Annotated in this window: 26 protein-coding genes; 12 read left to right on the plus strand and 14 right to left on the minus strand. The window is 65.8% G+C overall.

The window, feature by feature from the left end:
* Nucleotides 1-96: 96 nt before the first annotated feature.
* Genes GC150_13780 through holA form a run of 3 tightly spaced genes read left to right on the plus strand, consistent with a single transcriptional unit; the run spans nt 97 to nt 4,357 of the window.
* On the plus strand, nt 97-2,730 hold the full coding sequence (locus GC150_13780; protein MBI1385970.1) for a leucine--tRNA ligase: 2,634 nt from the start codon (nt 97-99) through the stop codon (nt 2,728-2,730).
* Nucleotides 2,717-3,277, plus strand: a complete 561-nt coding sequence (locus GC150_13785) for a hypothetical protein (protein ID MBI1385971.1) — start codon at nt 2,717-2,719, stop codon at nt 3,275-3,277. Before GC150_13780 ends, GC150_13785 begins: the two co-directional genes overlap by 14 nt.
* Nucleotides 3,278-3,310: 33 nt before the next feature.
* On the plus strand, nt 3,311-4,357 hold the full coding sequence (gene holA, locus GC150_13790) for a DNA polymerase III subunit delta (GenBank protein MBI1385972.1): 1,047 nt from the start codon (nt 3,311-3,313) through the stop codon (nt 4,355-4,357).
* 22 nt (nt 4,358-4,379) lie between these two features.
* Here the strand turns inward: holA and GC150_13795 are convergent, their stop codons facing one another.
* The 5 genes from GC150_13795 to mnmE all read right to left on the minus strand — a co-directional run bounded on the left by GC150_13795 (nt 4,380) and on the right by mnmE (nt 10,564).
* A complete protein-coding gene (locus tag GC150_13795) occupies nt 4,380-5,267 on the minus strand; it encodes a ParB/RepB/Spo0J family partition protein (protein MBI1385973.1) in 888 nt (295 codons plus the stop codon).
* A 94-nt stretch (nt 5,268-5,361) separates the two neighbouring features.
* Entirely contained in the window at nt 5,362-6,180 is an 819-nt protein-coding gene (locus GC150_13800; protein ID MBI1385974.1) for an AAA family ATPase, read from the minus strand.
* A gap of 17 nt (nt 6,181-6,197) precedes the next feature.
* A complete protein-coding gene (gene rsmG, locus GC150_13805) occupies nt 6,198-6,866 on the minus strand; it encodes a 16S rRNA (guanine(527)-N(7))-methyltransferase RsmG (GenBank protein ID MBI1385975.1) in 669 nt (222 codons plus the stop codon).
* 46 nt (nt 6,867-6,912) lie between these two features.
* Complete coding sequence (mnmG, locus tag GC150_13810) at nt 6,913-8,787, minus strand: tRNA uridine-5-carboxymethylaminomethyl(34) synthesis enzyme MnmG (GenBank protein ID MBI1385976.1); 1,875 nt, start codon at nt 8,785-8,787, stop codon at nt 6,913-6,915.
* A 403-nt stretch (nt 8,788-9,190) separates the two neighbouring features.
* Nucleotides 9,191-10,564, minus strand: a complete 1,374-nt coding sequence (mnmE, locus tag GC150_13815; protein ID MBI1385977.1) for a tRNA uridine-5-carboxymethylaminomethyl(34) synthesis GTPase MnmE — start codon at nt 10,562-10,564, stop codon at nt 9,191-9,193.
* A 120-nt stretch (nt 10,565-10,684) separates the two neighbouring features.
* On the opposite strand from mnmE, the gene GC150_13820 reads away from it, so the two are divergent.
* Nucleotides 10,685-12,730 (plus strand): DUF255 domain-containing protein, encoded by a 2,046-nt coding sequence (locus tag GC150_13820; GenBank protein MBI1385978.1) that lies wholly within the window; start codon nt 10,685-10,687, stop codon nt 12,728-12,730.
* Between the two features lie 53 nt (nt 12,731-12,783).
* On the opposite strand, the gene GC150_13825 is transcribed toward GC150_13820, so the two are convergent.
* The 4 genes from GC150_13825 to GC150_13840 all read right to left on the minus strand — a co-directional run bounded on the left by GC150_13825 (nt 12,784) and on the right by GC150_13840 (nt 15,971).
* Nucleotides 12,784-13,023, minus strand: a complete 240-nt coding sequence (locus GC150_13825) for a hypothetical protein (protein MBI1385979.1) — start codon at nt 13,021-13,023, stop codon at nt 12,784-12,786.
* Between the two features lie 26 nt (nt 13,024-13,049).
* Nucleotides 13,050-14,315 carry a transcription termination factor Rho gene (gene rho / locus GC150_13830; protein ID MBI1385980.1) on the minus strand — a complete coding sequence of 422 codons (1,266 nt, stop codon included), beginning with the start codon at nt 14,313-14,315 and terminating at the stop codon, nt 13,050-13,052.
* 217 nt (nt 14,316-14,532) lie between these two features.
* Entirely contained in the window at nt 14,533-14,961 is a 429-nt protein-coding gene (hemJ, locus tag GC150_13835; GenBank protein ID MBI1385981.1) for a protoporphyrinogen oxidase HemJ, read from the minus strand.
* Nucleotides 14,962-14,984: 23 nt separating this feature from the next.
* Complete coding sequence (locus GC150_13840) at nt 14,985-15,971, minus strand: uroporphyrinogen decarboxylase (protein MBI1385982.1); 987 nt, start codon at nt 15,969-15,971, stop codon at nt 14,985-14,987.
* A 504-nt stretch (nt 15,972-16,475) separates the two neighbouring features.
* On the opposite strand from GC150_13840, the gene ppsR reads away from it, so the two are divergent.
* The 5 genes from ppsR to dnaQ are packed head-to-tail and all read left to right on the plus strand — an operon-like array spanning nt 16,476 to nt 20,208.
* On the plus strand, nt 16,476-17,348 hold the full coding sequence (gene ppsR, locus GC150_13845; GenBank protein MBI1385983.1) for a pyruvate, phosphate dikinase/phosphoenolpyruvate synthase regulator: 873 nt from the start codon (nt 16,476-16,478) through the stop codon (nt 17,346-17,348).
* On the plus strand, nt 17,341-17,973 hold the full coding sequence (locus tag GC150_13850) for a septum formation inhibitor Maf (GenBank protein MBI1385984.1): 633 nt from the start codon (nt 17,341-17,343) through the stop codon (nt 17,971-17,973). The genes ppsR and GC150_13850 overlap by 8 nt, the downstream gene beginning before the upstream one ends.
* Nucleotides 17,970-18,842: a shikimate dehydrogenase gene (locus GC150_13855; protein ID MBI1385985.1), complete on the plus strand. Its 873-nt coding sequence runs from the start codon at nt 17,970-17,972 to the stop codon at nt 18,840-18,842. Before GC150_13850 ends, GC150_13855 begins: the two co-directional genes overlap by 4 nt.
* Nucleotides 18,842-19,498, plus strand: a complete 657-nt coding sequence (gene coaE / locus GC150_13860) for a dephospho-CoA kinase (GenBank protein MBI1385986.1) — start codon at nt 18,842-18,844, stop codon at nt 19,496-19,498. Before GC150_13855 ends, coaE begins: the two co-directional genes overlap by 1 nt.
* A complete protein-coding gene (gene dnaQ / locus GC150_13865) occupies nt 19,495-20,208 on the plus strand; it encodes a DNA polymerase III subunit epsilon (protein ID MBI1385987.1) in 714 nt (237 codons plus the stop codon). The genes coaE and dnaQ overlap by 4 nt, the downstream gene beginning before the upstream one ends.
* A gap of 39 nt (nt 20,209-20,247) precedes the next feature.
* Here the strand turns inward: dnaQ and secB are convergent, their stop codons facing one another.
* Nucleotides 20,248-20,763: a protein-export chaperone SecB gene (secB, locus tag GC150_13870; GenBank protein ID MBI1385988.1), complete on the minus strand. Its 516-nt coding sequence runs from the start codon at nt 20,761-20,763 to the stop codon at nt 20,248-20,250.
* Nucleotides 20,764-20,896: 133 nt separating this feature from the next.
* Nucleotides 20,897-21,571, minus strand: coding sequence for an FxsA family protein (locus GC150_13875; GenBank protein MBI1385989.1), 675 nt, complete (start codon nt 21,569-21,571; stop codon nt 20,897-20,899).
* A gap of 175 nt (nt 21,572-21,746) precedes the next feature.
* Between GC150_13875 and GC150_13880 the strand changes: the two genes are divergently transcribed.
* The 3 genes from GC150_13880 to GC150_13890 all read left to right on the plus strand — a co-directional run bounded on the left by GC150_13880 (nt 21,747) and on the right by GC150_13890 (nt 24,477).
* Nucleotides 21,747-22,469, plus strand: a complete 723-nt coding sequence (locus GC150_13880; GenBank protein ID MBI1385990.1) for a Tim44/TimA family putative adaptor protein — start codon at nt 21,747-21,749, stop codon at nt 22,467-22,469.
* Nucleotides 22,470-22,561: 92 nt separating this feature from the next.
* On the plus strand, nt 22,562-23,797 hold the full coding sequence (locus tag GC150_13885) for a transglycosylase (protein ID MBI1385991.1): 1,236 nt from the start codon (nt 22,562-22,564) through the stop codon (nt 23,795-23,797).
* Complete coding sequence (locus GC150_13890) at nt 23,794-24,477, plus strand: DNA mismatch repair protein MutS (GenBank protein ID MBI1385992.1); 684 nt, start codon at nt 23,794-23,796, stop codon at nt 24,475-24,477. The genes GC150_13885 and GC150_13890 overlap by 4 nt, the downstream gene beginning before the upstream one ends.
* A 44-nt stretch (nt 24,478-24,521) precedes the next feature.
* Here GC150_13890 and hslU read toward each other — a convergent pair whose 3' ends face one another.
* From hslU to hslV, 3 genes are read right to left on the minus strand one after another with little or no spacing between them, the layout of a single operon-like run.
* On the minus strand, nt 24,522-25,826 hold the full coding sequence (gene hslU / locus GC150_13895; GenBank protein MBI1385993.1) for an ATP-dependent protease ATPase subunit HslU: 1,305 nt from the start codon (nt 25,824-25,826) through the stop codon (nt 24,522-24,524).
* 1 nt (nt 25,827) lies between these two features.
* Complete coding sequence (locus tag GC150_13900) at nt 25,828-26,457, minus strand: GNAT family N-acetyltransferase (GenBank protein ID MBI1385994.1); 630 nt, start codon at nt 26,455-26,457, stop codon at nt 25,828-25,830.
* A complete protein-coding gene (hslV, locus tag GC150_13905) occupies nt 26,357-26,935 on the minus strand; it encodes an ATP-dependent protease subunit HslV (protein ID MBI1385995.1) in 579 nt (192 codons plus the stop codon). Before hslV ends, GC150_13900 begins: the two co-directional genes overlap by 101 nt.
* Between the last annotated feature and the right edge of the window lie 20 nt (nt 26,936-26,955).

Here is a 26,955-nt window from a genome sequence, read left to right on the forward strand (position 1 = left end):
GGCCGACGCCATGCCGGCGGGGCCATCGACAGGCGACGGGAAGATTCGAGCGCCAGCAATTCTCGCGACGACCTCACGCACCGCGGACACACGATCATGAGCAGCGAACGCTACAATGCGCCCGAGCGCGAGAAGCACTGGCAGGCTGTTTGGAGCGAACGCCAAGTCTTCATGGCCAGCGCCGATCGCAGCAAGCCCAAATGCTATGTCCTCGAGATGTTCCCCTACCCCTCCGGGCGCATCCACATGGGGCACGTGCGTAACTACACGATGGGCGACGTGCTCGCGCGCTACAAGCGAGCCAAGGGCTTCAACGTGCTGCATCCGATGGGCTGGGATGCCTTCGGCATGCCAGCCGAAAACGCGGCGATGCAGAACAAGTCGCATCCGGCGACGTGGACCTACGCCAACATCGAGGCGATGAAGGCGCAGCTGAAGGCCATGGGCCTCGCCATCGACTGGTCGCGCGAGGTGGCGACATGCGGGCCGGAGTATTACAGGCACCAACAGCGCATCTTCCTCGACATGCTGGCCAAGGGGCTCGCCTACCGGAAATCCTCGAAGGTGAACTGGGACCCGGTGGACCAGACGGTGCTCGCCAACGAGCAGGTGATCGATGGCAAGGGCTGGCGGTCCGGCGCCGAGGTCGAGCAGCGCGAGCTGACACAGTGGTTCTTCAAGATCACCGACTACTCCGACGAGTTGCTGAGCGCACTCGAGACGCTCACCGCCTGGCCGGAAAAGGTCCGGTTGATGCAGGCCAACTGGATCGGGCGCTCGCAGGGCCTCATGGTGCGATGGGCGCTCGACAAGTCGACCGCGCCCAAGGGCCATGGCGAACTCGAAATCTACACCACCCGGCCGGACACGCTGTTCGGTGCGTCCTTCATGGCAATCGCGCCGGATCATCCGCTGGCGCTCGCGGCCTCTAAGAGCAACCCGGACCTCGCAGCCTTCTGTGACGAATGCCGCAAGGCCGGCACCTCGCTCGCCGAACTCGAAAAGGCCGACAAGAAGGGCTTCGACACTGGCATCCGGGCGATCCATCCCTTCGATGCCAAGTGGAAGCTGCCGGTCTACGTCGCCAACTTCATCCTTATGGACTACGGCACCGGCGCCATCTTCGGTTGCCCTTCCGGTGACCAGCGCGACCTCGAGTTCGCCCGCCGCTACGGTTTGCCGGTGGTGCCCGTGGTGATGCCGAAGGATGGTGATGCCGAGAGCTTTGCCATCGGCGACAAGGCCTATGTCGATGACGGCGTGATGATCAACTCGCAGTTCCTCGACGGCCTCGATACGACGACCGCGTTCGACAAGGTGGCGAGCCGCCTCGAAAACCAGAAGCTCGCGCGCAAGCCCGTCGCGAGGCGCAAGGTCAACTACCGCCTGCGCGATTGGGGCATCTCGCGCCAGCGCTACTGGGGCTGCCCCATTCCCGTCGTGCACTGCGCGTCCTGCGGCGTGGTGCCGGTGCCAGCCAAGGACCTGCCCGTGCGCTTGCCGCAGGACGCGAGCTTCGAGGCTCCCGGCAACCCGCTCGACCGGCACCCGACATGGAAGCATGTCGATTGCCCGAGCTGCGGCAAGCCGGCCCGGCGCGAAACCGACACGATGGACACCTTCGTCGATTCGTCCTGGTATTATGCCCGCTTCACGGCTCCCGACGCGCAAACGCCCGTCGACGATGAGGCCGCAGCCTACTGGTTGCCGGTTGACCAATACATCGGCGGCATCGAGCACGCGATCCTGCACCTCCTCTACTCGCGCTTCTTCTTTCGGGCGATGGGTGAAACTGGCCACGCGCCCAAGGAGCTCCGCGAGCCGTTCGCGGCGCTCTTCACCCAGGGCATGGTCGTGCACGAAACCTATCGGCGCGCGGGCCTCGAGCCACCACAGTGGCTGTTGCCGAGCGACGTCGAAATCAGCGGCGAAGGCCCCGACAGAACAGCCATAGAAAAGGCGACCGGTAAGCCGGCCGTCATCGGCAGCATCGAAAAGATGTCGAAGTCGAAGAAGAACCTCGTCGATCCGGACGAGATCATCGGCCACTTCGGGGCCGACTGCGCACGCTGGTTCATGCTTTCCGACAGCCCGCCCGAGCGCGACGTGATCTGGACCGAGGCCGGTGTCCAGGGCGCGAGCCGCTTCATCCAGCGAATCTGGCGGCTGTTGGACGAGGTGCTCGCGCTCGAGGCCGGCGTGACGGGCGGCGCCAAAGAGCCGGCCCGCGATGCGCTCGAGCTGCGGCGCACGGTTCACAAAGCGCTCGACGGGGTCGGGCGCAACATCGAAATGCTCCGGTTCAACGTCGCGGTGGCGCAAATCTACGAGGCGAGCAACGCGCTTTCGGCGGCGCTCGCAAAGGCCGGAACCGCCGACGCCCGGTTCCACGCGGAGGCGCGCGAAGCCATCACCCTCATCGTCCAGATGATCGGGCCAATGATGCCCCACCTGGCTGAAGAGTGCTGGGCGCGGCTCGGAAACCACACCATGCTGGCGGAAACGGCTTGGCCGGTGGCCGATCCGGCCATGCTCGTTGACGATGAGATCACCATTGCCGTACAGGTCAATGGTAAACGACGGGAAGAGCTGAGAATCGCCAAGGACGCAAGTCGCGACGATGTCCAAAGGGCGGCTCTTGCGCTCGACTCGGTCGCAAAGGCGGTCGCCGGACGCGAGATCAAGAAGATCATCGTGGTCCCCCAGAGGATCGTGAATGTCGTTGTCTGAGACCAGCTCCAGGACGATGGCGACGAACCGGCGCCGGGCTTTCGCCGTTGCCTGCGTGGTCGCGGCCAGTTTCACACTGGCCGGTTGCGGCGGCAGCGGATTCCAGCCGCTCTATTCGTCGGTCACCGCGACGGGAGTGCCGGTCAGTGAAGCGATGGCGACCATCGACATCGCCGCGATCCCCGGACGCGTCGGCCAGCGCCTCAGAAACGAACTGATCTTCCGCACGACCGGCGGCGGCTATGCCGTCGAACCGCGCTACCGGCTCGACATTGCCATCCGCGAGTCGCTGCAGTCCATTCTCGTCGAAGTCGACGGCAACGCTCGAGGGCTCGTCTACCGCCTCGATGCCAACCTCCAGATCGTCGATCTCTCGACAAATCAGGTCGTCTTGAAGGACATCGCCTCGACGCGTGCGAGCTACGAGCAATTCAACTCGACCTTCGCCAACATCCGCGCCCGCCGCGACGCCGAGAATCGAGCGGCGGACGATATGGCGCAGTCCATCCGAACGCGCATCGCCGCGTTCCTCGCGCGCCCGGTCTAAGGGCAGGCCGCCGGGGCCGCAAGCCGCGGCCGGATGACCGGAAGCAATCCCATGACGTCCATCAAGGTCGGCGAGTTCGAACGTGCTCTCAAGGCCACGGGAGGCCTCGCCCGGGCCCTGCTCTTGCATGGTCAGGACGAGGGTCTCGTCGGCGAACTGGCGCAACGGGCCGCGCAACGGCTCGCCGAGTTGCATAACCCACAAGGCGAGATCCTGCGGCTCCAGGAGCAGGACCTCGCGGAGGAACCGGACCGAGCGATCGTCGAATTGCGGACGGTCCCGATGTTCGGGGGTCCGGTGGTGCTGCGCCTGCGCGCCGGCGCCCATCTCAAGCCGGAATTGGTCGACGCTCTGATCGAGGCGGCACAGGACGCCGGCGGCGTCGTCATCGAGGCCGGGGCACTCAAGAAGGACGCCAAGCTGCGCAAGCAGTTCGAGGCCGCGCCGAATGCGGCGGCCATCGCCTGCTATAGCGACACCGGCGCGGATCTCTCACGGCTCGTCGACGAGGTGCTCGGCGAGGCGGGCCTCACCATCGCGGCCGAAGCGCGCACCCATCTCGTCGACCTGCTCGGTGCCGACCGCGCCCTCTCGCGCAACGAGATCGAGAAGCTCGCGCTCTATGCCGACGGGCAGGCGGAGATCACGATCGAGGACATCGATGCGGTGGTGGGCGACAGCGCCGCACAGGCTGTCGACCGGGTGACCATGGCGGCGGCGAGCGGTGACGGGGCGCTCGCCATCCGTGAACTCGACCGTGCCATCGCCGCCGGGCAGGCGACCCAGACCATTCTCCTTGCGCTGCAGCGCCACATGCTGCGGCTGCAAGACCTCGCAATCGCGGTCGAGGAAGGTAAGTCGCCGGAGGTTGCGATCCGCTCGGCGCGGCCGCCGATCCACTTCGCTCTCCATTCCGACGTGTCTCGGCAGCTCAGACGCTGGCGTGGGCGATCATTGGAGCGCGGCTGCTACGTGGTCCAGAGGGTCATCGCGGATTGCAGGCGTACGCCGGCGCTCGAGGATGCCCTCGCCGCGATGGCGCTCGTGGAGCTTGCGCGGCTGTCGCAAGCAGGCACGTGAGGGCAGCCGGAGCCCGACAACCTCAGTCCGTCACGACCCGGATGAGGCGCTTACGCACGTAGTCGAGCTGATCGAAATTCCCGTAGCGGATGAGGAGAACACCGGTTTCCCCTCCCCCAGGCTTGATCTCCACCTTGAGCCCGAGGGCATCCGCCAGCTCCTGTTCCACCGATACCGTGTCGGCATCCTTGTCGCGCCGGCGGCGGCGCGGCTTTTCCGTCGTGTCGTCCATCGCCTGCACGAGTTTTTCCACCTCGCGCACGCTCAGCTCGCGCTCGACGACGAGGAGGGCCAATTCCAGTGCGTCGTCACGACCGACGAGCTGGCGGGCGTGACCCGCGCTCAGGGCATTGGAGAGGAGCATGGACTGCACCTCGTCCGGCAGTTTCAACAGGCGCAGGGTATTGGCGAGGTGACTGCGGCTCTTGCCGATCACCTGCGCAAGGTCCTCCTGGGTATAACCGTAGCGGCTGATCAACTCCCCATAACCCCGGGCTTCCTCGAGGGCATTGAGGTCAGCGCGTTGCACGTTCTCGATGATCGCGAGCTCGAGCACCTCCTGATCGTTCAACTCGCGCACGATGACGGGAACGGAATGAATTCCCGCGATCTGCGCACCCCGCCAGCGGCGCTCACCCGCAACGATCTCGAAGGTCGCCGCGCCGGGCGAGGAGGGGCGAACGATCAGCGGCTGGACGAGCCCCTTCTCGCGGATGGAATTGGCGAGTTCCTCCAGCTCCGCCTCCGGAAACGAGCGACGGGGGTTGAGCGGGCTCGGGGAGATCTGAGCGATCGGCACCAACCGCTGCTCGCCTTCCGGGGGCAGACGCACCGGGCCGTTCGCTGCTTCGCCGATGAGGGAAGCCAATCCGCGTCCCAACCGACCCGTCCGCTGTATCGTTGCCGACATCGCCTCATCTCCCCCAAGCTCGAAACGCTTCACACCGAGACCGCCATCCGGGCACCGATCCAGCAGCGCGGCGCCCCCCTTGACCGACCGCCCGTCACGCGGCGGCGTATTCGCGCTCGCGCTGGATGATCTCCGTTGCAAGTTCGATGTAGGACTGACTGCCGGAGCACTTGTAGTCGTAGAGAAGGATCGGCTTGCCGTGCGACGGGGCCTCGGCAATGCGCACGTTGCGCGGGATCATGGTTGCATAGACCTTGCTGCCAAAGAAATTGCGCACTTCGCGGGCGACCTCTTCGGAGAGATTGGTCCTGGCATCGTGCATGGTCAGGACGACACCGTGAATCTCGAGCCGCGGATTGAGCGTGGCGCGCACCCCGTCGATGGTGTCGCGCAACTGCGAAATCCCCTCGAGGGCAAAGAATTCGCACTGCACCGGAACCAGGACCGCCTGGGCCGCGACCAGGGCGTTGAGCGTCAGCGCGTTCAGTGACGGAGGACAATCGATCAGGATGTAGCTGAAGCGCTCCGCCACGGGGGCGCTCGACTGCGTCGCGATCAGCGCATTGATCGAATCCCGCAGCCTGTAGTTGCGGTTCTCCTCGTAGAGTATTTCACTCTCCAAGCCGACCAGGTCCCGGTTGGCGGTGACGACGGAGAGGTTCGGAACGGCGGTGCGCATCGCGGCCTGCTGGAGCGAGGCCTCGCGCATCAGGATTTCGTAGGTCGTGATCGTCCGCTCGGCATCCGGGATGCCGAGCCCCGTGCTGGCATTGCCCTGCGGATCGCAGTCGATGACCATGACGCGTTCGCCGATCGCCGCGAGCGCGGTCCCGAGGTTGATCGCCGTCGTCGTCTTGCCGACGCCGCCCTTCTGATTGGCAACGGCGATGACGCGGAGCCCCTTGTGGCCCATCATGGATTCGTTCGCGGTCACTGCGGCTCTCCCTTCAGCGGATGGAGATCCTCGATGGTGACGATCCGTCCGCCCGGATCCGTCACACTCGCTGCTCGGCCCATTGCGAAAGACCAACGCCGGCGGGCCACATCAACCTCGGCATCGAGCGTCGCCCCCTTCAACAGCACCGAGCGACCACGCGAGCCGACCAACGGCTGGCTCAAAGCCAAGAGCGCGTCGAGCGGTGCCACTGCCCGGGCCGTTACGACGTCGACCTCGGCACCGAAGACGCTCGTCGGGTCCTTCGCCGCCACCTCGATGCGCGTGTCGTGGACATCGACCTGCACACCCGTCTGGCGCGCGACGTCCCGAAGAAACGCGCACTTTCGCGCATTGCTCTCGACGAGATGAACACGCGAGAGCGAATCATCACCGAGAAGTATAGCAAGGACGAGACCCGGAAACCCGGCTCCACTTCCGATATCGACAATGGTGCGTGCGCCGGCAACGAACGGGGCCAGTTGAGCGCTGTCGGCGAAATGGCGGCGCCAGGCGTCAGCGAGGGTCTGAGGAGCCACGAGGTTCTTCACCGGCTGCCAGCGCTGAAGCAGGGCATGGTGGATTTCGAGGCGCTCAAGTGTTTCACGTGAAACAGGAAAACGCCGTGCGAAGCGGGCTCGATCCCAAACGCCGTCGTCCGCCATCGTCGTGACCTCGCCAAGAACCTCTGTTGGAATGCCTCGACGGGGGCTACGCGGCGCCCGCTCTGGCGCTGGAACGGCGCAGGCGGGCCAGCACCAGGAGAATGGCGGCCGGCGTCATCCCGTCGATGGCGATAGCCTGGGCGATCGTCGCCGGGCGCCAGCGGGCCAACTTCTCACGCACCTCGTTCGACAACCCCGGAACGCTGGCATAATCGAAGTCCTCTGGGATCACCACCGCGGCGTCGCGGCGGTAGGCCGCGACATCCGCGCTCTGGCGGTCGAGGTAAACCGCATAACGCGCATCGTTCGCGACACGCTCGCCAACCGTATCCGGATAGGCCGCGAGGTGCGGCCAGAGGCGCACCAGGTCGCGCCACCCGATCCCAGGCATGGCGAGCAGGTCGAGGGCGCCGCGCCGCCGCCCATCGTGATTGAGGTGCAGCCCGTGGTAGGCGGCCTCGTTCGGCGTCAGCGAGAGGCCCTGGAGATCGCGCGTCAGCTCCTCGCGCCGCATCTGGCGCTCGCGGAATCGCACCGCACGATCCTCCTGGACCAAACCGAGTTCGATTCCGAGCGGTGTGAGGCGACTGTCGGCATTGTCGGCGCGCAAGTGCAGCCGGTATTCGGCCCGCGACGTGAACATCCGATATGGCTCGGTCACGCCCCGGCCGACGAGATCGTCCACCAGCACACCAATGTAGGCGTCGGCTCGCGATAGCAGCAGGCGGGCCGATCCGCCCGACGCCGTGAGCGCCGCGTTGGCACCGGCCACCAAGCCCTGGGCAGCCGCCTCCTCGTAACCCGTCGTGCCGTTGATCTGGCCCGCGAGGTAGAGCCCCTCCAGTCGCCGCAGCGCCAGCGTCGGCGAAAGTTCGCGCGGGTCCACGTAATCGTACTCGATGGCGTAGCCGGGCCGCACGATGCGGGCCTGCTCGAGACCTGGGATCGTCGAAACGAAGGCTTTCTGCACGTCCTCGGGTAGAGACGTCGATATGCCGTTTGGGTAGACGGTCGGGTCGTCCAAACCCTCGGGCTCCAGGAAGACCTGGTGGCTTTCACGATCGGCGAAGCGGACGATCTTGTCCTCGACGGACGGACAATAGCGCGGACCGCGACCGACGACGTGGCCACCGTACATTGCCGAGCGCGACAGGTTGTCGGCGATGATGCGGTGGGTCTCGGCGGTGGTGTGGGTGATCGCACAAGCAATCTGCGGCGTGGTGATGCGATCGGTCATGAACGAGAACGGCTCGGGCGGATCGTCGGCGAGCTGTCGCTCGAGGCGATGCCAGGCGATGGTGCGGCCATCGAGGCGTGGCGGCGTTCCGGTCTTCAGTCGGCCCATGGCGAGACCGAGGCCTGCCAGGCGCGCCGCGAGTGCCCGAGACGGGACCTCGTCGACACGACCAGCCGGCACGCGCTGGTCACCGATGAGGATGACACCGTTGAGGAACGTTCCCGTGGTGATGACGACAGCGCGGCAACCGACATGCCGCCCATCCGCGAGGCGGACGCCCGCGATCCGGTCGCCGGCGACAATGAGATCGACCGCCTCGCCCTCCAGCACCTCGAGATTTGGGGTGGCCGAAACCGCAGCCTGCATCGCGCTTCGGTAGAGTGCACGATCCGCCTGGGTGCGCGGCCCCTGGACGGCCGGTCCCCGTGAGCGGTTCAAGACCCTGAACTGAATTCCGGCGCTATCGGCTACGCGGCCCATCAATCCGTCGAGGGCATCGATTTCGCGAACCAGGTGCCCCTTGCCGAGGCCGCCGATCGCGGGGTTGCACGACATCTCGCCGATCGTCGAAGCACGATGGGTGAGGAGCGCGGTCGCGGCGCCAATGCGGGCAGCCGCAGCCGCGGCCTCGACCCCGGCATGACCGCCCCCGATCACGATGACGTCGAAGCCAATGGCGCTCATGCTCTCTGGTTGCCTCGCTCTTGGATCGTCGTACGCCACAGGGCTCGACCCATCGGGACCCGGCGCACCATGCCGTGGAATGAGATAGGCGGGGCCCAGCGGCGAGGCAACCGCCGCATGCCAAACAGGTCCGCCTCCGGGCGACAGGGGCCGTCTCGGGACGGCCGCCCGCCGAGCCGGCCTAACCAGCACCGCTCACCGGCGACCAAGACCCCGAAATCGGGGCCGCAGGAGGCGTTGGAGACCCGCGGAATCCCGCCTTCGCATCCTCCAGCACCAGGAATCCCGTTGAATCGATTCAGGAATCACCAGATCGAAGCATCCCCAACATCAGGAATCCATCCACAACGGCCTCCCAGGCACCGGCCGGAGATGTTTCACGTGAAACATCGAGTCCGTCGAGTCACTTGCCGATGCAGAAGCCCGCGAAGATGCGATCTAGCACCCGCTCGACATCGGACTTGCCCACAAGGCGGTCAATGGCGGCAACAGCAGATCTCAGCTCCTCGGCCGCCAGCTCGGGTCGCACTTCGCCAGGTTGCCGGCTGGCCTCGGCTTCGAAGTCGCGCAGGCTCGCCACAGCGGCCTCGAGTTCTCGGCGGTGGCGGGCGTTGGCGATCAAGGCCGGCGCTGCGTCGCCGGCCGCCAACCGCTCGCGGCAGAGCTCGGTCAGTCGGGCCACGAGGTCGGTGATCCCGGCGCCCGTCACGGTCGAGATCGCCAGATCATAGTCGCCCGGCGGTCGAGCGGCGGGCCTACCGATGTCCGATTTGCTGATCACCCGCAGGACATGAGCTTGGCCGTGCCTCGGGCCCGTGTGCGTCGCATCGGCCCAGCTGGCAGCATGCTGGGAATCGGCCGGTTGCAGGAACACGACGATCTCGGCATCGGCCATGGCCTTGCGAGCCCTGCGGATGCCCTCGATCTCGATCGCGCCCGCGCCGTCGCGAAGGCCAGCCGTGTCGCTCACCCGCACGGCCATGCCCGCAAGATCGAGTCGCACCTCGACGATGTCGCGCGTGGTCCCCGGTTCCGGTGAAACGATTGCCACATCCCGAGCGGCGAGTGCGTTGAGCAGGGACGACTTGCCGGCATTGACCGGGCCGGCAATGACGATCCGCAGGCCGTCTCCAACCAACTCGCCCCGACGCCCATCCGCCAAGTTGGCTGCCATGGCATCGACCAGGCCAGCGGCGATCGCCCGCGCGTCCCCGAGCCAGGCGCTCGCCCCGACGTCGGCCTCGTCGGAAAAGTCGAGCCCGGCCTCGACCAGGGCCAGGGCATCCAAGAGCCGCTCGCGCCAGCCTTCGAGGGTCAACCGCATGTGGCCCTCGAGGTGGGCGAGCGCTTGTCGCCGCTGCAATTCGGTCTCGGCATCGATCAACGCGGCAAGCGCCTCGATGGCAGTCAAATCCAGCTTGCCGTTCTCGAAGGCCCGGCGGGCGAACTCACCAGGTTCCGCCAAGCGCAGTCCGGGGTCGCGGCCCAACACCTCCAGAACCGCCGCGATCACGGCTCGGCTGCCATGGACGTGCAACTCGATCACGTCTTCGCCGGTGAAGCTCGCCGGCCCGGTGAAGCCGAGTATCAGGGCCTTGTCCAGGGCAATGCCGCTTTCGGGATCTCGTAGTGTCGTCAAAATGGGAGAACGAACCGGAATCATTCGACGGGTCATTCGCTCGGCCACATCGAATGCCTGGGGGCCCGAGAGGCGCAGGATCGCTACCCCGGCTCTGCCCTGCGCGCTGGACAGGGCATAAATCGTCGTGCCACTCATCGCGACCGCTACAACTCCCGTTCATGGCTTGCGCCCGATCGTGGCGCTGCCGACTTGCGGTGCCGCCCTCGCCCCAAAACCGGTGCCGGTCGACTCCGACCGTTCCGAGAGGAGCCACACATGACCCGCAACCGTCTCGACCAATCAACCAGTCCCTACCTGCTCCAGCACAAGGACAACCCGGTTCACTGGTGGCCCTGGGTTCCCGACGCGCTCGAAACCGCCAAGCGCGAGGGCAAGCCCATCCTGCTCTCCATCGGCTATGCCGCCTGCCACTGGTGCCATGTCATGGCGCACGAGAGCTTCGAAAGCGAGGACATCGCGGCCCTGATGAACGAGCACTTCATCAACATCAAGGTGGACAGGGAGGAGCGCCCCGACATCGACCATATCTACATGTCCGCGCTCCACGCGCTCGGCGAGCACGGCGGGTGGCCGCTCACGATGTTCCTGACGCCCGACGCCAAGCCCTTCTGGGGCGGGACCTACTTTCCACCCACCGATCGCTATGGCCGACCGGGCTTTCCGAGGGTGCTGCGCGAGATCGCCCGGATTTTCCATGACGTGCCCGACAAGGTCGCAAGCAATGCGACAGCCATCCTCGGCCACCTCGAACAAGTCGCGCAGGGCCGCGAGACAGCTGGCGCAAGGGAACTGCCGGACCTGCGGCTGGTGGCGGACGTCGTGGGCAAGCTCGCCAGCGTCGTCGATCCCATCCACGGCGGCATTCAGGGCGCCCCGAAGTTCCCGCAATTCAGCTTTTTCTGGCTTCTGTGGACCGGGGCCATGAGGCTCGGGGATGCGACAGCCCGGCAAGCGGTGCTCACGACCCTGACCCACATATGCCAGGGCGGAATCTACGACCACCTCGCGGGCGGCTTTGCACGCTACAGCGTCGACGAGCGCTGGCTGGTCCCCCATTTCGAGAAGATGCTCTACGACAACGCGCTGCTGGTCAGCCTGATGACCGAGGTCTGGCGCGAAACGAAGGACCCGCTGCTCGAGGTGCGCGTGCGCGAAACCGTCGGCTGGTTGCTCGAGGACATGCGCCTTCCTGGCGGAGCCTTCGCCTCGTCCTACGATGCGGATTCCGAGGGCGAAGAGGGCAAATACTACGTCTGGCAGCGAGCCGAGATCATGGAAATCCTCGGGGCCGACGACGGCACTCTCTTCTGTGAGGCTTACGACGTCACCGCCGGTGGCAACTTCGAGGGATCGAACATTCTCAACCGGCTCATGCAACCCGAACTCGGCGATGCAGCCGATGAACAGCACCTCGCCGCACTCCGGGCCCGCCTGCTCGCCCGGCGCCGCGAGCGCGTTGCGCCCGGTTTCGACGACAAGGTTCTGGCCGATTGGAACGGATATGCGATCGCCGCCCTCGCAAGGGCCGGCCGCGCGTTCGAGGAGCCAACCTGGGTCCAAGCGGCGGAGGCGGCCTTCGCATTCATTCGCCGCGAGCTCGGCAATGTCGATGGCCCCCTGCTCGGGCATTCCTGGCGCGAAGGGCGCTGCACGACGTCGGGTGTTGCAAGCGACTATGCAGCTATGATCGAAGCGGCGATCGCGCTCCACGAGGTGACCGGCGCGGCCGAGCCGTTGGCGCATGCGCGTGCTTGGGTCGATGTGCTCGAAGATCGCTTCAAGCACGAGGCCGGTGGCTATGCCCAATCGGATCGGGAGGCCGCGGATCTCATCGTGCGGATGCGCAGCGCCCGCGACGATGCGACACCGAACGCGAACGCCATCATGGTCGGAGCACTCGTTCGGCTTTTCTCGATGACCGGCGAGCCGACCTACCTCGAGCGCGCGCGGTCCGTCGCCGAGGCCTTCGTCGGGGAACTCTGGGTCAACGTAAGCGCGCACACGGGGTTGCTCGCGGCGCTCGTCGAACTGGAACAACCGGCCCACATCGTGGTCGTCGGGCAGGGGGAGGGCGCCGACCGCCTCCTGCGAGCAGCGGTCGAGGGCTCGTTCCCGGGGGCGGTCGTCCAAAGGGCACCGGATGTGCAATCACTGGCTCGAGGGACGGCAATCGGCGAGGCGGGACGGCAATCGGAGACGAGTAGCGCGATTGCGCTCGTCTGTGTCGGTCCGACCTGCGCGCCGGCCACGACGAGCCCGCAAGCACTCTCGGAACTGCTTTCGAGGCTACGTCGCGGCTGAGTTGGGCGGTCCGCCTGACCCGTTCGCACGGATCAAGCGGTCCGAATGGCTCCTCAGCTCCAGCGCACGAGGCCGATCACGGCGGAGGCAACGTAGAACCCCTGGAGCAACAGGAACGACCAGCGATGATCGATGACCGCCCACGCGGCAAAGAGGCAGGACGACACCAGCAACAAGGCGAAGCCGAGCACCTCGTTGCCCGTGTTCGATGCGATCAAGAGTGCATAGGCCATCGCCAGAAGCGAACCCGAGACCTCGAACAGCGTCGTCCAACGTCTTGCATCCGTCGGCATCGTGCGGTTGCTCACTGCGAGCACCCTCAGGTGTTCATGCTGTCGAAGAAGTCGTCGTTGTTCTTGCGCTGGCGCAGCTTGTCGAGAAGGAACTCGATCGCCTCCATCAAGCCCATGGGGTTCAGGATGCGGCGCAACACGAAGGTCTTCTTGAGGTTGACCGGCGGAACCAGCAACTCCTCCTTGCGGGTGCCGGAGCGCGCGATGTCGATCGCCGGGAAGACGCGCTTGTCGGCAACCTTGCGGTCGAGAATGATCTCGCTGTTGCCGGTGCCCTTGAACTCCTCGAAGATCACCTCGTCCATGCGCGATCCGGTGTCGATGAGGGCCGTTGCGATGATGGTCAGCGAGCCGCCTTCCTCGATGTTGCGGGCGGCGCCGAAGAACCGCTTGGGCCGCTGCAAGGCATTGGAATCGACACCGCCCGTCAACACCTTGCCGGAGGAGGGAACGACCGTGTTGTAGGCACGACCGAGGCGGGTGATCGAATCGAGGAGGATCACGACGTCGCGCTTGTGTTCTACCAGGCGCTTGGCCTTCTCGATGACCATCTCGGAGACCTGCACGTGGCGTGTCGGAGGCTCATCGAAGGTTGAGGATACAACTTCCCCTTTCACCGATCGCTGCATGTCCGTCACCTCCTCCGGTCGCTCGTCGATGAGCAGCACGATGAGGTAGACCTCGGGATGGTTGGTGGTGATGGCGTGCGCGATGTTCTGGAGCAGCACGGTCTTGCCGGTACGCGGCGGCGCGACGATGAGCGCGCGCTGGCCCTTACCGAGCGGCGCGACGATGTCGATGACGCGGCCCGAGAGGTCCTTGACGGTCGGATCCGGCAATTCCATCGGCATCCATTCGTCCGGATAGAGCGGCGTCAGGTTGTCGAAGTGGATCTTGTGTCGAACAGCTTCCGGGTCGTCGAAGTTTATGGTGTTGACCTTGAGGAGAGCAAAATAGCGCTCGCCCTCCTTGGGGCTGCGGATCTGTCCCTCGACAGTATCGCCCGTGCGCAAGCCGAAACGACGGATCTGACTCGGGCTGACATAAATGTCGTCCGGCCCTGGCAGGTAGTTCGCATCGGGCGAGCGCAGGAAGCCGAAGCCGTCGAGCAGGACCTCGACGACGCCGACGCCGGTGATCTCGATATCGCGGGCGGCAAGCTGCTTCAGAATGGCGAACATCAGCTCCTGCTTGCGCAGGGTGCTCGCGTTCTCGACGTTGACCTCCTCAGCGAAGCTCAAGAGCTCTGTCGGGCTCTTGGCCTTGAGGTCCTCAAGTCTCATCTGCTCCATGGGGAAGGCTCCGGTGTGCCGGGGAGGCGGAATCGTCGCGGGGTGGGACCCGATCGAGGGCAAAGGCGACGAATGGTGCGTGGGGAGGCGTCCGATGCGGACGAGGGCCGACTAACGCTCGGCGAGCCAGGAAACTCGGCTACCAAATCTATCGATAGCAGGAATCCGCGCGCGGCGAAAGGGCGAACATGCGGATCCGATCTGTGCGGTCGCCCGATCAGAAGGGGCGCACGACGGCGAGAACCACGATCACGATCATGATCAGCGTCGGTACTTCGTTGGCGATCCGATAGAAGCGCTGCGGCCGGCGGTTACGATCCGCCTCGAAGCCCTTGCGCCAGACCGCCAGAAAGCCATGGAACACGGTGAGCGCCACGACCGCCACGAGTTTCACGTGGAACCACCCGGCAGCGTAGTGCCCCGATGCCACCGCCGCCCAGAGCCCGAAGCCCCAGGTCGCCAGCATCGCCGGGTTCATGATCAGGCGCAGCAAGCGCCGCTCCATGATCTTCAAGGTCTCGGATAGCTCGCCGCCCGGCGATGCCGAGACGTGGTAGACATAGAGCCGCGGCAAATAGAGCAACCCCGCCATCCAGGCGATCACCGCTATCACATGGAGGGTCTTGATCCAGATCGGGTCGGGCATCGGCGCAGGCTCCGGGGAGGGGATCAGGCGGCGGTCCGGCGGACCCGCTCGACGAGCCGGGCCACGTTCTCGGGCGGTGTCTCGGGGACGATGCCATGGCCGAGGTTGAAGATGAACGGCCTCGCGCTTGCCGCCATAGCCTCCAGCGTCGCATCGATCCGGCGGTCGAGCGCATCACCGCCAACGACAAGCAGTAGGGGATCGAGGTTGCCTTGCACGATGCAATCGAGGCTCTCGAACTGCTCGTTGAGATCGCTCATGATCTCGAGGTCCATCGAGGTATCGCAGCCGTAGCCGTCGACGCCCGTGGCCAAGGCATAGTCATAGGCCGCCGGACCGGCGCCACGTGGAAAGCCGATGATGGGAATATCTGGATGGCGTTCACGTACGCCGGCGACGATGCGTTGTGTCGGGCGGACTACCCAGCGGGCGAACTCGCCGTCCGGCAGGCTGCCTGCCCAGGTGTCGAAGATTTGCAGCACGTCGGCGCCCGCCGCCACCTGGCCCAAGAGGTACTCGATCGAGCTTTCGGTGAGGATATCGATGAGCCGTGCGAAACCCGCCGGGTCGCGGTAGGCCCACAACCTGGCCGCTGCCTGATCCTTGCTGCCCCGTCCTTCGACCATGTAGGTCGCGACCGTCCACGGCGCGCCGCAGAACCCGATCAGCGACGTCCCGGCCGGGAGCGCCTCGCGAATGCGGGCAACCGTCTCGGCCACGATCGCGTATTTCGGCTTGGCCTTCGACGGATCGAGCACCGAAAGTGCGGCGGCCTCGTTGATCGGCTCCAGAACCGGTCCTTCGCCCTCGAGGAAGCGGACAGGCTGGCCGAGCGCATCCGGGACCACCAGAATGTCCGAAAAGAGGATCGCGGCATCGAAGCCGTAGCGACGGATCGGCTGCAGCGTCACTTCCGCAGCGAGCGTCGGTGCGTAGCAGAGATCCAGGAAGCTGCCGGCGCTCGCGCGGACCTGCCGATACTCTGGCAGATAGCGACCAGCCTGCCGCATGAGCCAGATGGGGGGTGGTCCAGAGCGATTGCCTGCAAAGGCGGCTCCGAGACCAGTGGCTGCGAGGTTGTCCACGTGTCGGCTCCCGAGTGAGGGCTCTTCAAAACTGAAATCCAGATCTGAAGTCTTACTGCAGATTTTGTTAGGCGGTGGAAAAGCGCAATTCCCGAGTTGCCGACAGAAGGTGCATGCAACCGATCCCTGCGCCTCGGGGCAAGGACGTTCTCACCCTCCGATTCCGGCTCCTGGACTGGATAGGTCAGATAAGAGGTGGTTTCCAGCACCTTGGCGCCCGACCGATGCACGGTGAGCAGTGGAGGGCTTGTTGACAGGTCGAGGAGTGCGGCCAAAGAAGGTTGCCAGGCACGCCGGTTTTCCAGCTAGCCTCGCACGGGCTGCATCCCGGACGTGGCTGTGCATGCCGCTGTGGGTGGGTGTGGGATCAGCGCCCGGCGCGTCGGCGGACGCCGCGGCACTGTGGACAAGAAAGCAGGCTTTCAACAGATGAACCAGGCCCCGCCGGAATTCATACATCTGCATCTCGTGTCGGACTCGACCGGCGAAACGCTGACCACGGTGACCAAGGCCGTCGTCGTCCAGTACCCGCGCGTCAGAGCCATCGAACACTTCCACCCGCTGGTCCGAAACCGCAAGCAGCTCGCGCGCGTGCTCCAGGAGATCGAGGCGGCACCCGGAATCGTGCTCTATACGATCGTGAACCCGGAGCTGGCCGGCGAACTGGAGCAGAGCTGCAAGCAGTGGAACATGCCCTGCGTCGCGGTGCTCGATCGGGTGATGCAGGTGTTCGAGGTCTATATCGGAGCGCCGAAATCGGAGACCGTCGGCGGGCAGCACATGCTGGACGCGGAGTATTTCCGCCGGATCGATGCGCTCAACTTCTCGATGGCGCACGACGACGGTCAGCTGCCCAGGGACCTCGACGATGCCGATATCATCGTCCTCGGAATCTCTCGGACATCGAAAACACCGACCAGCATCTACCTCGCCAATCGCGGCTACAAGACCGCGAACCTTCCGCTGGTGCCCGGCATCGAGGTGCCGGAGCGGCTGTTGCGGCCGACCCGAGCGTTCGTCGTCGGTCTCGTTGCGAGCGCCGACCGGATCGTGCAGATCCGTCGCAACAGGGTGCTGACGCTGGCCGACCGCAATCTCGAGGACTATGTCGACAAGTCGGCCATACAGGAAGAGATCGCCTACACGCGCCGCCTCTGTCAGCGCAATGGCTGGCCCGTGATCGACGTGACACGCCGCTCGATCGAGGAAACGGCCGCGGCCATCCTCAAACTGAAGTCGGACCGGGACGCCGGGCATGCGACCACACAATTGGACCGGGGCGTTGGCGATGACGATGCCTGAGCAAGCGGCGTTCAAGGATGCGCGGCCGCTGGTGCTGGCTTCGGGCAGTCGGGCGCGGCGGATGATGCTGGAGGGCGCGGGCCTCGTATTCGAGGTCGTGCCGGCGGACATCGACGAGGCTTTCCTTCGCGACAATTTCCTCGACGACAATCCGGGGGCTTCGGCCGGCGATGTGGCCGAGTTGTTGGCCCAGGCCAAGGCCGCCACCGTCAGCGAGGTCAGGCGCGGGACCGTCGCGGTCGGCTCGGATCAGGTTCTGGTTCTCGAAGGGCGACTGTTCGAGAAGCCGGGCGATATGGAGGACGCGGCCGATCGGCTTCTCGCGATGGCTGGAAAGACGCACGAGCTGCATTCGGCGGTGGCGATCGCGGTCGACGGTGTCGTCGAATGGAGCCATACGGAGGTTGCGTACCTCACCATGCGGCGCTTCGATGCGGCATTCGTCGGTCGCTATCTCGCCGCGGCGGGCCCGAGTGTTCTTTCAAGTGTCGGCGCCTATGCGCTGGAGCGCCACGGGCCACACCTCTTCGATCGGATAGACGGCGATTATTTCACCATTCTCGGCATGCCGCTGCTCGCCCTCTTGAAGCGACTACGGGAACAGTACGGGATCACCATCCGATGAACGATGGAAGGACCGCATGCGTCATCGGCTGGCCGATACTGCATTCGCGCTCGCCGATCATCCATGGTTACTGGTTGCGCCGCCACGCGATCGCTGGTTCCTACGTCAAGCATGCGGTCGCACCGGGCGAGTTGGCGGATTTCCTCTCGCGGATGGAAAACGACGGCATCGTCGGGGGCAATGCGACCGTTCCGCACAAGGTGGAGCTGCTGCGGCTCGCAGACGAGGCGAGCGAGGTGGCACGCACGATCGGGGCGGCGAACACGTTCTGGCGGGAGGACGGCAAGCTCCGTGTGACCAACACGGATGCCTATGGGTTCCTGGCGCATCTCGATGCCGAACAGCCCGGATGGCGCGGGCGCGACGAACCGGTCCTCGTGGTCGGCGCCGGCGGGGCGGCGCGCGCCGTCGTCCAGGCCCTGCTCACGGCCGGCGTTGGGCGGATCGTCGTTGCCAACCGATCGCCAGGGCGCGCCGAAGAGCTGGTTGCGCATTTCGGTCCGTGTGTCAGGGTCACCAATCTCCCCGGCATGCCGGAGGCGGCGAGCACCTGCGGTCTTCTGGTCAATACGACGACGCTGGGCATGGAGGGCAAGGGCGCGGAAGAAGGGGCGGAGGCTATGCAACTCCTCCTCGAGGCGGTCGGGCGGCTCAGGCCGGCGGCGATCGTCTACGACATCGTCTATGTACCGTTGCGCACGCGGCTGCTGGCGGCGGCGGAAGCGCGCGGTCTCGCAACCGTCGATGGGCTCGGTATGCTGCTTCATCAGGCAGTACCCGGCTTCGAGAGATGGTTCGGGGTGCGCCCGGTCGTCGATGAAGCGTTGCGAGAGCTGGTCGTTGCCGATCTCGCCGGGGATGCCGCGTGATGCGCGTTCTCGGTCTCACCGGCTCGATCGGGATGGGAAAGACGACTGCCGGGGCACGTTTCTCCGTCCATTCCATTTCAGTCCTCGAGTCCGACGCGGTCGTTCACGACCTCTACCGGGGGCGCGCCGTTGCGGCGGTCGAAGCGGCGTTTCCAGGGACGACGCGCGACGGGCAGGTGGACCGGGCTCGACTCTCGGCAGCGCTGCTGGACGCGCCCGGGCGCTTCGGCGTGCTCGAGAAAATCGTGCATCCGCTGGTGCTTGTCGAGCAGGCCCTGTTTCTGGAGCGCGAGTTCGCAAGAGGAGCGCGGGCCGCGGTGCTCGATATTCCCCTCCTCTTCGAGACTGGCCGCAGTGCATGGATGGATGCAACGATCGTGGTTTCCGCTCCGCTCGATGTGCAGCGCGAACGGGTGCTGGCGCGACCGGGGATGACGCCGGAGAAATTCGCCGCGATCGTCGCACGCCAGTTGCCGGACAGCGAAAAGCGACAGAGAGCCGACTTCGTGATCGACACCTCCGGAACGATCGAGGAGACGCATGCGCAAGTGGACGGCATCGTCGCAAGGCTGGAGGACATCTGCGGGACTGCCTATGATCGACACTGGCGGGTGATCGCGGAGCAGGCAGGGAGCGATAGGGGGGGCGGGGCATGAGGGAAATCATTCTCGATACCGAGACCACCGGGCTCGATCCGAGGAGCGGGGATCGGCTCGTCGAAATCGGCTGTGTCGAGCTGGTGAACCGCTTCCCGACCGGCGCGACCTGGCACGAGTACATCAATCCGGAACGGTCGATGCCGGAGGCCGCGTTCAAGGTTCACGGGCTCGGGGACGAGGTCCTCAGCGACAAACCCGTCTTCGCCAACGTGGCTGATGCCTTCCTCGATTTCATCGGGGACGCCACGCTGGTCATCCACAATGCACCCTTCGACATGGGGTTCATCAATCACGAGCTTGGAGCGCTCGGGCGCATTCCGATCGGTTCCGAACGGGTCGTCGACACGCTCGCTATCGCCAAGCGCAAGCACCCCGGGGCGCAGAACAATCTCGACGCGCTCTGCCGTCGATATCGGATCGACAACGGATCGCGAACGCTGCATGGCGCTCTGCTCGATGCACAGTTGCTGGCGGAGGTCTACCTCGAGCTGATCGGCGCGCAACAGGGGGCGCTCGATCTTGCGGCGTCGGCCAAGCGCACTTCAGCGGTGAGGGGTGTGACGAAGGTGCGCGTTCGTCCCGTGCCGCTCGCGCCGCGCCTCAGCGATGAAGAGGAGGCCGCGCATCGGGCATTCGTCGAACAACTCGGCGCTCATGCGCTCTGGTTCGAGAGGGGTCTGTTGGCGCGCCCAGTCGAAAAAGACTGAACGCGGGCCGTCACGGGGGCCACCCGGTTCGGGCGCCGCCTAGGCGGAACCGTTGGTCGGGTTCGCCGGCTGTTGGGCCGCTGCCTTGGCGAGATTGCGCTGATAGAGGCTCGTGAAGTCGATCGGGTCGATCAGAAGAGGCGGAAAGCCGCCTTCGCGGGTCAGGTCCGCGGCCAGCCGGCGGGCGAACGGGAACAGCAGCGCGGGGCACTGGATGAGCAGAACCGGCCGCAGTGCATCGTCCGGGATGTTGGCGAGCTGGAAGGCGCCGGCGTAGATGAATTCGAGATGGTAGAGCGTGCCGGCCTGCATCTGGGCGCTGGCGATCACCTGGAGCTGGCTTTCGAAGATGTTCTTTTCAATCGGTCGCGCGTTGACGTTGACCTCGACCCGCATCTTGGGTTGCTCGCTGGTCGTCTGCAACGACTTCGGCGCGCCCGGGTTCTCGAACGACAGGTCGCGGATGTACTGTGCGAGCACGCCGATCTGTGGACGCGTATCGGCACTCGCATCGGCTGAGCCCGGCAATCCGGCTCCTGTGTTCTGGTCGGCCATTGGTTCCTCGCCCTCGGGGCCACGGGTGACCGGCGAGCTAGCATGCGGGCGCGCGCGCCGCAACCGCGCCAGGGGCCATCACACAAGAGGAGCCGGGAGAACGAGCCACCGGCAATCAGGTGGGCGGACAGGTTCAGGGCTGCTCACCATCACCCGTCGACCATGGGGAGCGAGCCGCGGGTGTTGTTCGGTGGGTTTGCGATGAACCCTTGGCCTCGGGCCCCGATGTCGGCGTCACGTCGCGGAATTCGCCGTCGATGACCTTGCCGGGTGACGTGGAGCCGGTGGACGGGCGGGCGTTGTCGGCATTGCTGCGGCCCCGGCTCGAACCATGGCCGGGCGGCGGGCCCCATGCCTTCTTGCCTTCGGGAGCGCGTGCCGGCGAAAAGGTCGCGATATGCATGCGTTTCGCGAGCCACGTTGTGATGCGGCGACCCAGCCACACGCGGACCCAAGGCACGAAAAGGAGCAGCCCGACCGTGTCCGTGACGAAGCCGGGCGTCAGCAGCAGCGCGCCCGCCAAAAGAATGCAGACCCCGTCACGGATCGCCTCGACGGGCTCCTGACCCTTGGTGAGCGCCGCATTCGCCTTGCGCAGCACCTCGAGACCCTGCGCGCGCAACAGGAACGTGCCCAGCACGGCCGTCAACACCACCAGCGCGATGGTTGCGGGGATGCCGATGAACGAACCAACCTGCAGAAGCAGGGCGATTTCGACGATCGGCACGATCACGAAGGCGGCAAGGATCAAGAAGCCCATGACTCTCACTGTTTCCGGGTGGTGGCATTGCGCAATCCAACCCGCCATGCCGCAGCAATGCGGTTGGCTTGACCGTTGCGATCGCCTAGTGTCTCTGAGCCCCAATCTGGCCAATGGATCATGTCACGATGCCCTCGTGGGGGTGGCGCGGCAACAGCCTGATCACATATAGGGGCTAAGGCGGCGTCCACCATCCTACCCTCAGTGCGAGAAGACGAGAACGATGAACGGTTCACTCGATATCGGCACTCTGCTGTTCCTGGTGCTGGCGGTCGTGATTTTCTTGCGCCTGCGCAGTGTGCTCGGGCGGCGAACCGGCAACGAGAGGCCGCCGATCGACCCCTATGCCCCGCGTGAAGCCGCACGGGCTCCGAGGGATAGTGAAGACAACGTCGTGCCGCTGCCGCGGTCGGGTCAACCCGAACCGCAGGCGACCTATGGGCGCGAAGATACGCCCGAGGATCTCATTCGCGATTTCATGCCGAACGGGGGCGCGATCGCCGCCGGGTTGCTGGAGATCGCCAAGTTGGATCGCAGCTTCGAGCCCAAGCATTTCCTGCAAGGCGCGCGGACTGCCTACGAGCTCATTGTGACCTCGTTCGCCGAGGGCAACCGTAAGATGTTGCGCCAGTTGCTGAGCCCGGAAGTCTTCCAGGGCTTCGACCAGGCCATCAGCGAGCGCGAGAAGCGTGGTGAGGTGGCGGATACCAACTTCGTCGGGATCAACAAGGCCGATATCGTCGAGGCCGAACTGCGCAATCGAACCGCGCAGATCACGGTGAAGTTCGTCAGCCAGCTCATCACCGCCATCCGCAATCGGCAGGGCGACGTGGTCGACGGCGATCCGAGCCAGGTGCGCGAAGTGACGGATATCTGGACGTTCGCGCGTGACCTCGGTTCACGGGATCCGAACTGGAAGCTGGTCGAGACACAGGCCGCCAATTGACGAGCGCGCCGCCAGTGAGATCGGTCACCACGGCGTTGTGTCAGCGGGAGGCCGGGTCCAATGATCGCAAGGTCGAGGGACCCGCCCTAGGGATGTCGGTTTGGCTGGCTGCCTCGCTCCGCATCGTTCTCGTCGCTGGTTCGATTTTGCAGTTCGGGGTCTCGGAGGCCACTGCCTTGACGAACGAGGAGGCACCCGCCGTTGCCGTGGCGGCCGAGACCGGACCGCTCGTTCCGGTTGCCTTCAACCAGGTTCGGGGCTGGGACGAGGAGGACCACGCGGAGGCATTCGCGGCGTTCCGGCAAACCTGCCGCTCGGCCGTCGCGCGCGCAAGACGCGGTGGACCGGCGCTTGGTCGGGGGGTAGCCGCAGGGTTGGCCCGAACCTGCCGGTTGGCGCATTCCGTGTCCGGACGACCGGACCGGCGCACCGCGCGGCGGTTCTTCGAAACGCATTTTCGCGCCTATGCCCATGCCTCTGACGCAACAGGTCTCCTTACCGGGTATTACGAGCCGGTTCTGAGGGCTTCGCGAACGGTGAGCGAACGGTTCCGTTATCCGTTGTTGCGGCGACCGAGCGATCTGATCGACCAGGTGCCGCACACGCTGCGCGGTCACCATGACGGCAAGCTGACGGCCGGTCGTTGGTCGGGCGGGTCGATCGTGCCCTATTTCACCCGTCAGGAGATCGAGGAGGGGGCGCTGTCCTCGCGCGGCCTCGAATTTTTCTACCTCGAAGACCCGATCGAAGCGTTCGTGCTGCACGTCCAGGGCTCCGGCGCATTGCGCCTCGAAGACGGCAGCGTCGTGCGGGTCCACTACGACGGCAAGAACGGCCACCCCTACACGTCGATCGGCGGCCGCATGGTGGCCGAGGGTCATCTCACCCGCGACGAGGTGACGCTGGAGAGCATCGCGAGCTGGCTCCGAGCGGACCCCGAGCGCGGGCAACGGATGATGTGGGAGAACCGATCCTACATCTTCTTTCGTGAACTCGGTCCTACGGAAGGACGCAAGGGGGCGCTCGGCGCTCTCGGCGCGCCGCTTTGGACCGGGCGAAGCCTCGCCGTCGATGCCGGGCGGTATGCCCTCGGGTTGCCTATCTTCGTCGCCAGCCAGTCCCTTCACGATCCGGTCACGCGGGCGCCCTTTGCCAGACTGATGGTCGCGAGCGATGTCGGCTCGGCGATCAAGGGTTGGCAGCGGGGCGATATCTATTGGGGCAGCGGCGAGGCGGCGGGGCTGCTCGCTGGAACGACGGCCCACCAGGGCCGGTTCGCGATCCTCTATCCCAGGGGAAGCCGGCCCCCGGCACCTCAGCGGCCATGACGTCCGGCCGGCGGGAGCGCACGCGAAAGCTCTCGGAGCGCGAGACGGCACTGTGGAGCGAGTTCGTGCGTAGCGTCGCGCCCTTGACGCGATCGCATCGGCACGATGGTCCCGAGCCAGGAGCGGACGGGGAACGCCCGATACCGGAATCGAGGCACCATGCTGGCGAGCAACCGGCCGCCACGAGCCCGGCGCAAGCTTCGGGCGCAAAGCCCGGACCGGCCCGAGAGCGCGAGGCTCGAGTTCGACCCGCCGGCGTCCAGACGACACACGCCACGAACCCAGGACCCAAGCCGGCTGTCACGCAGCCATTCGATGCGCGCAGTGCCCGCCGCCTCGCGCGCAAGCACCTCGAGATCGACGCCGTGCTCGATCTGCACGGAATGCGCCAGCAGGAGGCGCACAACGCGCTGCGGCATTTCCTCGGCGAGGCGCATCGCAGGGGCCACCGTTTCGTCAAGGTGATCACGGGCAAGGGCGGACCGGCGGGTGAGACCGGGGACGTAGGTCGCGGCAGCGGCGCGAGCGAGGTGCGACGCGGCGTGCTGAGGGAAATGGTTCCGCGCTGGCTCGAGGAAGTGGCGCTTCGCCAATTCGTCGTCAGCTACACGTCGGCCGGGCGGGCGCATGGCGGCGAGGGCGCGCTCTACATCCACGTTCGCCGGGCGGGCCGCTCCTGAAGGCTGCGGCGGCCCGGGGAACGTGGAAGCCGAACGCGCCGGCCTCAGAGGATGAAGCGCGAGAGATCTGCGTTGCGCGCGAGATCACCGACATTCTTTTCCACGTAGGCGGCATCGACCGTGACGCTCTCGCCGTTGCGGTCGGCCGCATCGAAGCTCAGGGCTTCGAGCACGCGCTCGAGCACGGTCATCAGGCGCCGGGCGCCGATATTCTCCACCGAAGCGTTCACCGCCACCGCGACATCCGCGAGAGCGTCAATTCCATCCTCTGTGAACGTCAGTTCCACGCCTTCGGTGCGCATCAGCGCCGTGTACTGCTTGATGAGGCTGGCGCGTGGTTCCGTCAGGATGCGTTTGAAATCCGTCTTGTCGAGGGCACGCAGTTCAACGCGGATTGGGAGCCGGCCCTGCAATTCGGGCAGGAGGTCGGAGGGGCGCGAGACGTGGAAGGCGCCGGAGGCGATGAAGAGGATATGATCGGTGCGTACGGGGCCGTGCTTGGTGGCGACGGTGGTTCCCTCGATCAGCGGGAGGAGATCGCGCTGCACGCCCTCCCGGCTGACATCGCCGACGCGCTCGGAGCGGGCGCAGATCTTGTCGATCTCGTCGAGGAAGACGATGCCATTGTTCTCCACGGCGCGGATGGCTTCCTGGACGATCTGTTCCTGGTCGACGAGCTTGTCGGACTCCTCGGCGATCAGGACTTTGTAGCTTTCGGCGACCGACATGCGTCGACGCTTGGTGCGTCCGCCGAGGGCCTTGCCAAGCATGTCGTTGAGGTTCGCCATCCCGATATTGCCGCCGGGCATGCCGGGAATGTCGAAGCCCCCGAAGGGGTTGCCGCTGTCGACGATCTCGACCTCGATCTGGCGGTCGTCGAACTCCCCGTCGCGCAGGCGCTTGCGGACATGGTCGCGCGTTCCGCCGCGCGCCTCGGGACCGGCGAGCACCTGGAGGACGCGCTCCTCGGCATTGAGATGCGCCTGGGCCTGCACGCTCTTGCGCTTTTCGTCGCGCACGAGGCCTATGCCGACCTCCACGAGGTCGCGCACGATCTGCTCGACGTCACGACCGACGTAGCCGACCTCGGTGAATTTGGTCGCCTCGACCTTGAGGAACGGCGCGCCGGCGAGGCGGGCAAGGCGTCTCGATATCTCCGTTTTGCCGACACCGGTCGGGCCGATCATCAGGATGTTCTTGGGGAGAACCTCCTCGCGCATCTCGCCTTCGAGCTGCTGGCGGCGCCAGCGGTTGCGCAGCGCGATGGCCACGGCGCGTTTGGCGTCCTTCTGGCCGATGATGTAGCGGTCGAGCTCGGAGACGATCTCGCGGGGGGAAAAACTGGTCATGTCAAGCAGGGCTCGCGGTGGGAACGTGTTGCATGATGAGGACGCCGCTGGTGCGACCCTCGAGGCTGGCTATGGGTGCAAACCCCGCCTTGCGGTAGGCGCGCACGGCGCGGAGGTTTTCGGGGTCGGGGTCGATGAGGACGGTGGTGTGCCCCTCCGCCCGGAGCATCGCGACGAAGTCGACGAGAGCTGCCGAGCCAATGCCCCGACCGAGATCGGCGGTGTCCGCTATCGAGAGGTCGACGCCGACCGCTTCGGCCGGCACGAGGGAAAGCCATGGTTCGCTCACCGTCCAGCCCGCGTCGATCTGGTCGGCGATCGACCAGACCTGGATGTAGCCGACGTCACGGCCGTCGATGGCGAATATGAAGGGGCGCGTGCTGTCACGTCCCTCGATCATTTCACGGATATGGGCGACCTCCTCGGCGGGGTCACCCCACCATTGCTGCCAATGCGGCCTGGCGATCCATTCGGCGAGCACCGGCAGGTCGCTGGCCGTGACCGGGCGAATGCCGATGTCGTAGGTCGGCTCAGACGTCACTTTGGAGGCTTTCGATGACGACGTTTTCGTTCGTATAGACGCAGATGTCGGCGGCAATCCGCATGGCGCGACGCGCGATCTCCTCGGCATCGTGCGAGCTGTCGATCAGCGCCCTGGCGGCGGCCAGCGCATAATTGCCGCCCGAGCCGATGCCCATGACGCCGCCGGTCGGCTCCAGCACGTCGCCGGCGCCGGTGAGGACGAGCGTGTCCTTGCGGTCGGCGACCAGCATCATGGCCTCGAGACGGCGCAGGAATCGATCGGTGCGCCAGTCCTTGGCGAGTTCGACGGAAGCGCGGACCAGTTGGCCGGGATACTGCTCCAGCTTGGCCTCGAGGCGTTCGAAGAGGGTGAAGGCATCGGCCGTCGCGCCGGCAAAGCCCGCGATGACACTGCCCTTGGCGAGGCTGCGCACCTTGCGGGCATTGGCCTTGACGATGGTCGGGCCGATGCTGACCTGGCCGTCGCCGGCGATGACGACGTGGCCGGCCTTGCGGACGGTGACAATGGTGGTGGCGTGCCAGCCCGGCGAACCGGCCCCGGCGATGCTTCGATCGGTGGTTTCCATGTCCGGGAGATATCGGCTGG

The sequence above is a fragment of the Hyphomicrobiales bacterium genome (assembly GCA_016125495.1).
Classification (GTDB): domain Bacteria; phylum Pseudomonadota; class Alphaproteobacteria; order Rhizobiales; family RI-29; genus RI-29.

What these genes read in the sequence shown, in the direction of transcription:
- GC150_13780 (MBI1385970.1), top strand. Translation starts at nt 97, where the DNA reads ATGAGCAGCGAACGCTACAATGCGCCCGAGCGCGAGAAGCACTGGCAG.
- GC150_13785 (MBI1385971.1), top strand. Translation starts at nt 2,717, where the DNA reads ATGTCGTTGTCTGAGACCAGCTCCAGGACGATGGCGACGAACCGGCGC.
- holA (MBI1385972.1), top strand. Translation starts at nt 3,311, where the DNA reads ATGACCGGAAGCAATCCCATGACGTCCATCAAGGTCGGCGAGTTCGAA.
- GC150_13795 (MBI1385973.1), bottom strand. Translation starts at nt 5,267, where the DNA reads ATGTCGGCAACGATACAGCGGACGGGTCGGTTGGGACGCGGATTGGCT.
- GC150_13800 (MBI1385974.1), bottom strand. Translation starts at nt 6,180, where the DNA reads ATGGGCCACAAGGGGCTCCGCGTCATCGCCGTTGCCAATCAGAAGGGC.
- rsmG (MBI1385975.1), bottom strand. Translation starts at nt 6,866, where the DNA reads ATGGCGGACGACGGCGTTTGGGATCGAGCCCGCTTCGCACGGCGTTTT.
- mnmG (MBI1385976.1), bottom strand. Translation starts at nt 8,787, where the DNA reads ATGAGCGCCATTGGCTTCGACGTCATCGTGATCGGGGGCGGTCATGCC.
- mnmE (MBI1385977.1), bottom strand. Translation starts at nt 10,564, where the DNA reads ATGAGTGGCACGACGATTTATGCCCTGTCCAGCGCGCAGGGCAGAGCC.
- GC150_13820 (MBI1385978.1), top strand. Translation starts at nt 10,685, where the DNA reads ATGACCCGCAACCGTCTCGACCAATCAACCAGTCCCTACCTGCTCCAG.
- GC150_13825 (MBI1385979.1), bottom strand. Translation starts at nt 13,023, where the DNA reads ATGCCGACGGATGCAAGACGTTGGACGACGCTGTTCGAGGTCTCGGGT.
- rho (MBI1385980.1), bottom strand. Translation starts at nt 14,315, where the DNA reads ATGGAGCAGATGAGACTTGAGGACCTCAAGGCCAAGAGCCCGACAGAG.
- hemJ (MBI1385981.1), bottom strand. Translation starts at nt 14,961, where the DNA reads ATGCCCGACCCGATCTGGATCAAGACCCTCCATGTGATAGCGGTGATC.
- GC150_13840 (MBI1385982.1), bottom strand. Translation starts at nt 15,971, where the DNA reads ATGCGGCAGGCTGGTCGCTATCTGCCAGAGTATCGGCAGGTCCGCGCG.
- ppsR (MBI1385983.1), top strand. Translation starts at nt 16,476, where the DNA reads ATGAACCAGGCCCCGCCGGAATTCATACATCTGCATCTCGTGTCGGAC.
- GC150_13850 (MBI1385984.1), top strand. Translation starts at nt 17,341, where the DNA reads ATGCCTGAGCAAGCGGCGTTCAAGGATGCGCGGCCGCTGGTGCTGGCT.
- GC150_13855 (MBI1385985.1), top strand. Translation starts at nt 17,970, where the DNA reads ATGAACGATGGAAGGACCGCATGCGTCATCGGCTGGCCGATACTGCAT.
- coaE (MBI1385986.1), top strand. Translation starts at nt 18,842, where the DNA reads ATGCGCGTTCTCGGTCTCACCGGCTCGATCGGGATGGGAAAGACGACT.
- dnaQ (MBI1385987.1), top strand. Translation starts at nt 19,495, where the DNA reads ATGAGGGAAATCATTCTCGATACCGAGACCACCGGGCTCGATCCGAGG.
- secB (MBI1385988.1), bottom strand. Translation starts at nt 20,763, where the DNA reads ATGGCCGACCAGAACACAGGAGCCGGATTGCCGGGCTCAGCCGATGCG.
- GC150_13875 (MBI1385989.1), bottom strand. Translation starts at nt 21,571, where the DNA reads ATGGCGGGTTGGATTGCGCAATGCCACCACCCGGAAACAGTGAGAGTC.
- GC150_13880 (MBI1385990.1), top strand. Translation starts at nt 21,747, where the DNA reads ATGAACGGTTCACTCGATATCGGCACTCTGCTGTTCCTGGTGCTGGCG.
- GC150_13885 (MBI1385991.1), top strand. Translation starts at nt 22,562, where the DNA reads ATGTCGGTTTGGCTGGCTGCCTCGCTCCGCATCGTTCTCGTCGCTGGT.
- GC150_13890 (MBI1385992.1), top strand. Translation starts at nt 23,794, where the DNA reads ATGACGTCCGGCCGGCGGGAGCGCACGCGAAAGCTCTCGGAGCGCGAG.
- hslU (MBI1385993.1), bottom strand. Translation starts at nt 25,826, where the DNA reads ATGACCAGTTTTTCCCCCCGCGAGATCGTCTCCGAGCTCGACCGCTAC.
- GC150_13900 (MBI1385994.1), bottom strand. Translation starts at nt 26,457, where the DNA reads ATGCCGAGGAGATCGCGCGTCGCGCCATGCGGATTGCCGCCGACATCT.
- hslV (MBI1385995.1), bottom strand. Translation starts at nt 26,935, where the DNA reads ATGGAAACCACCGATCGAAGCATCGCCGGGGCCGGTTCGCCGGGCTGG.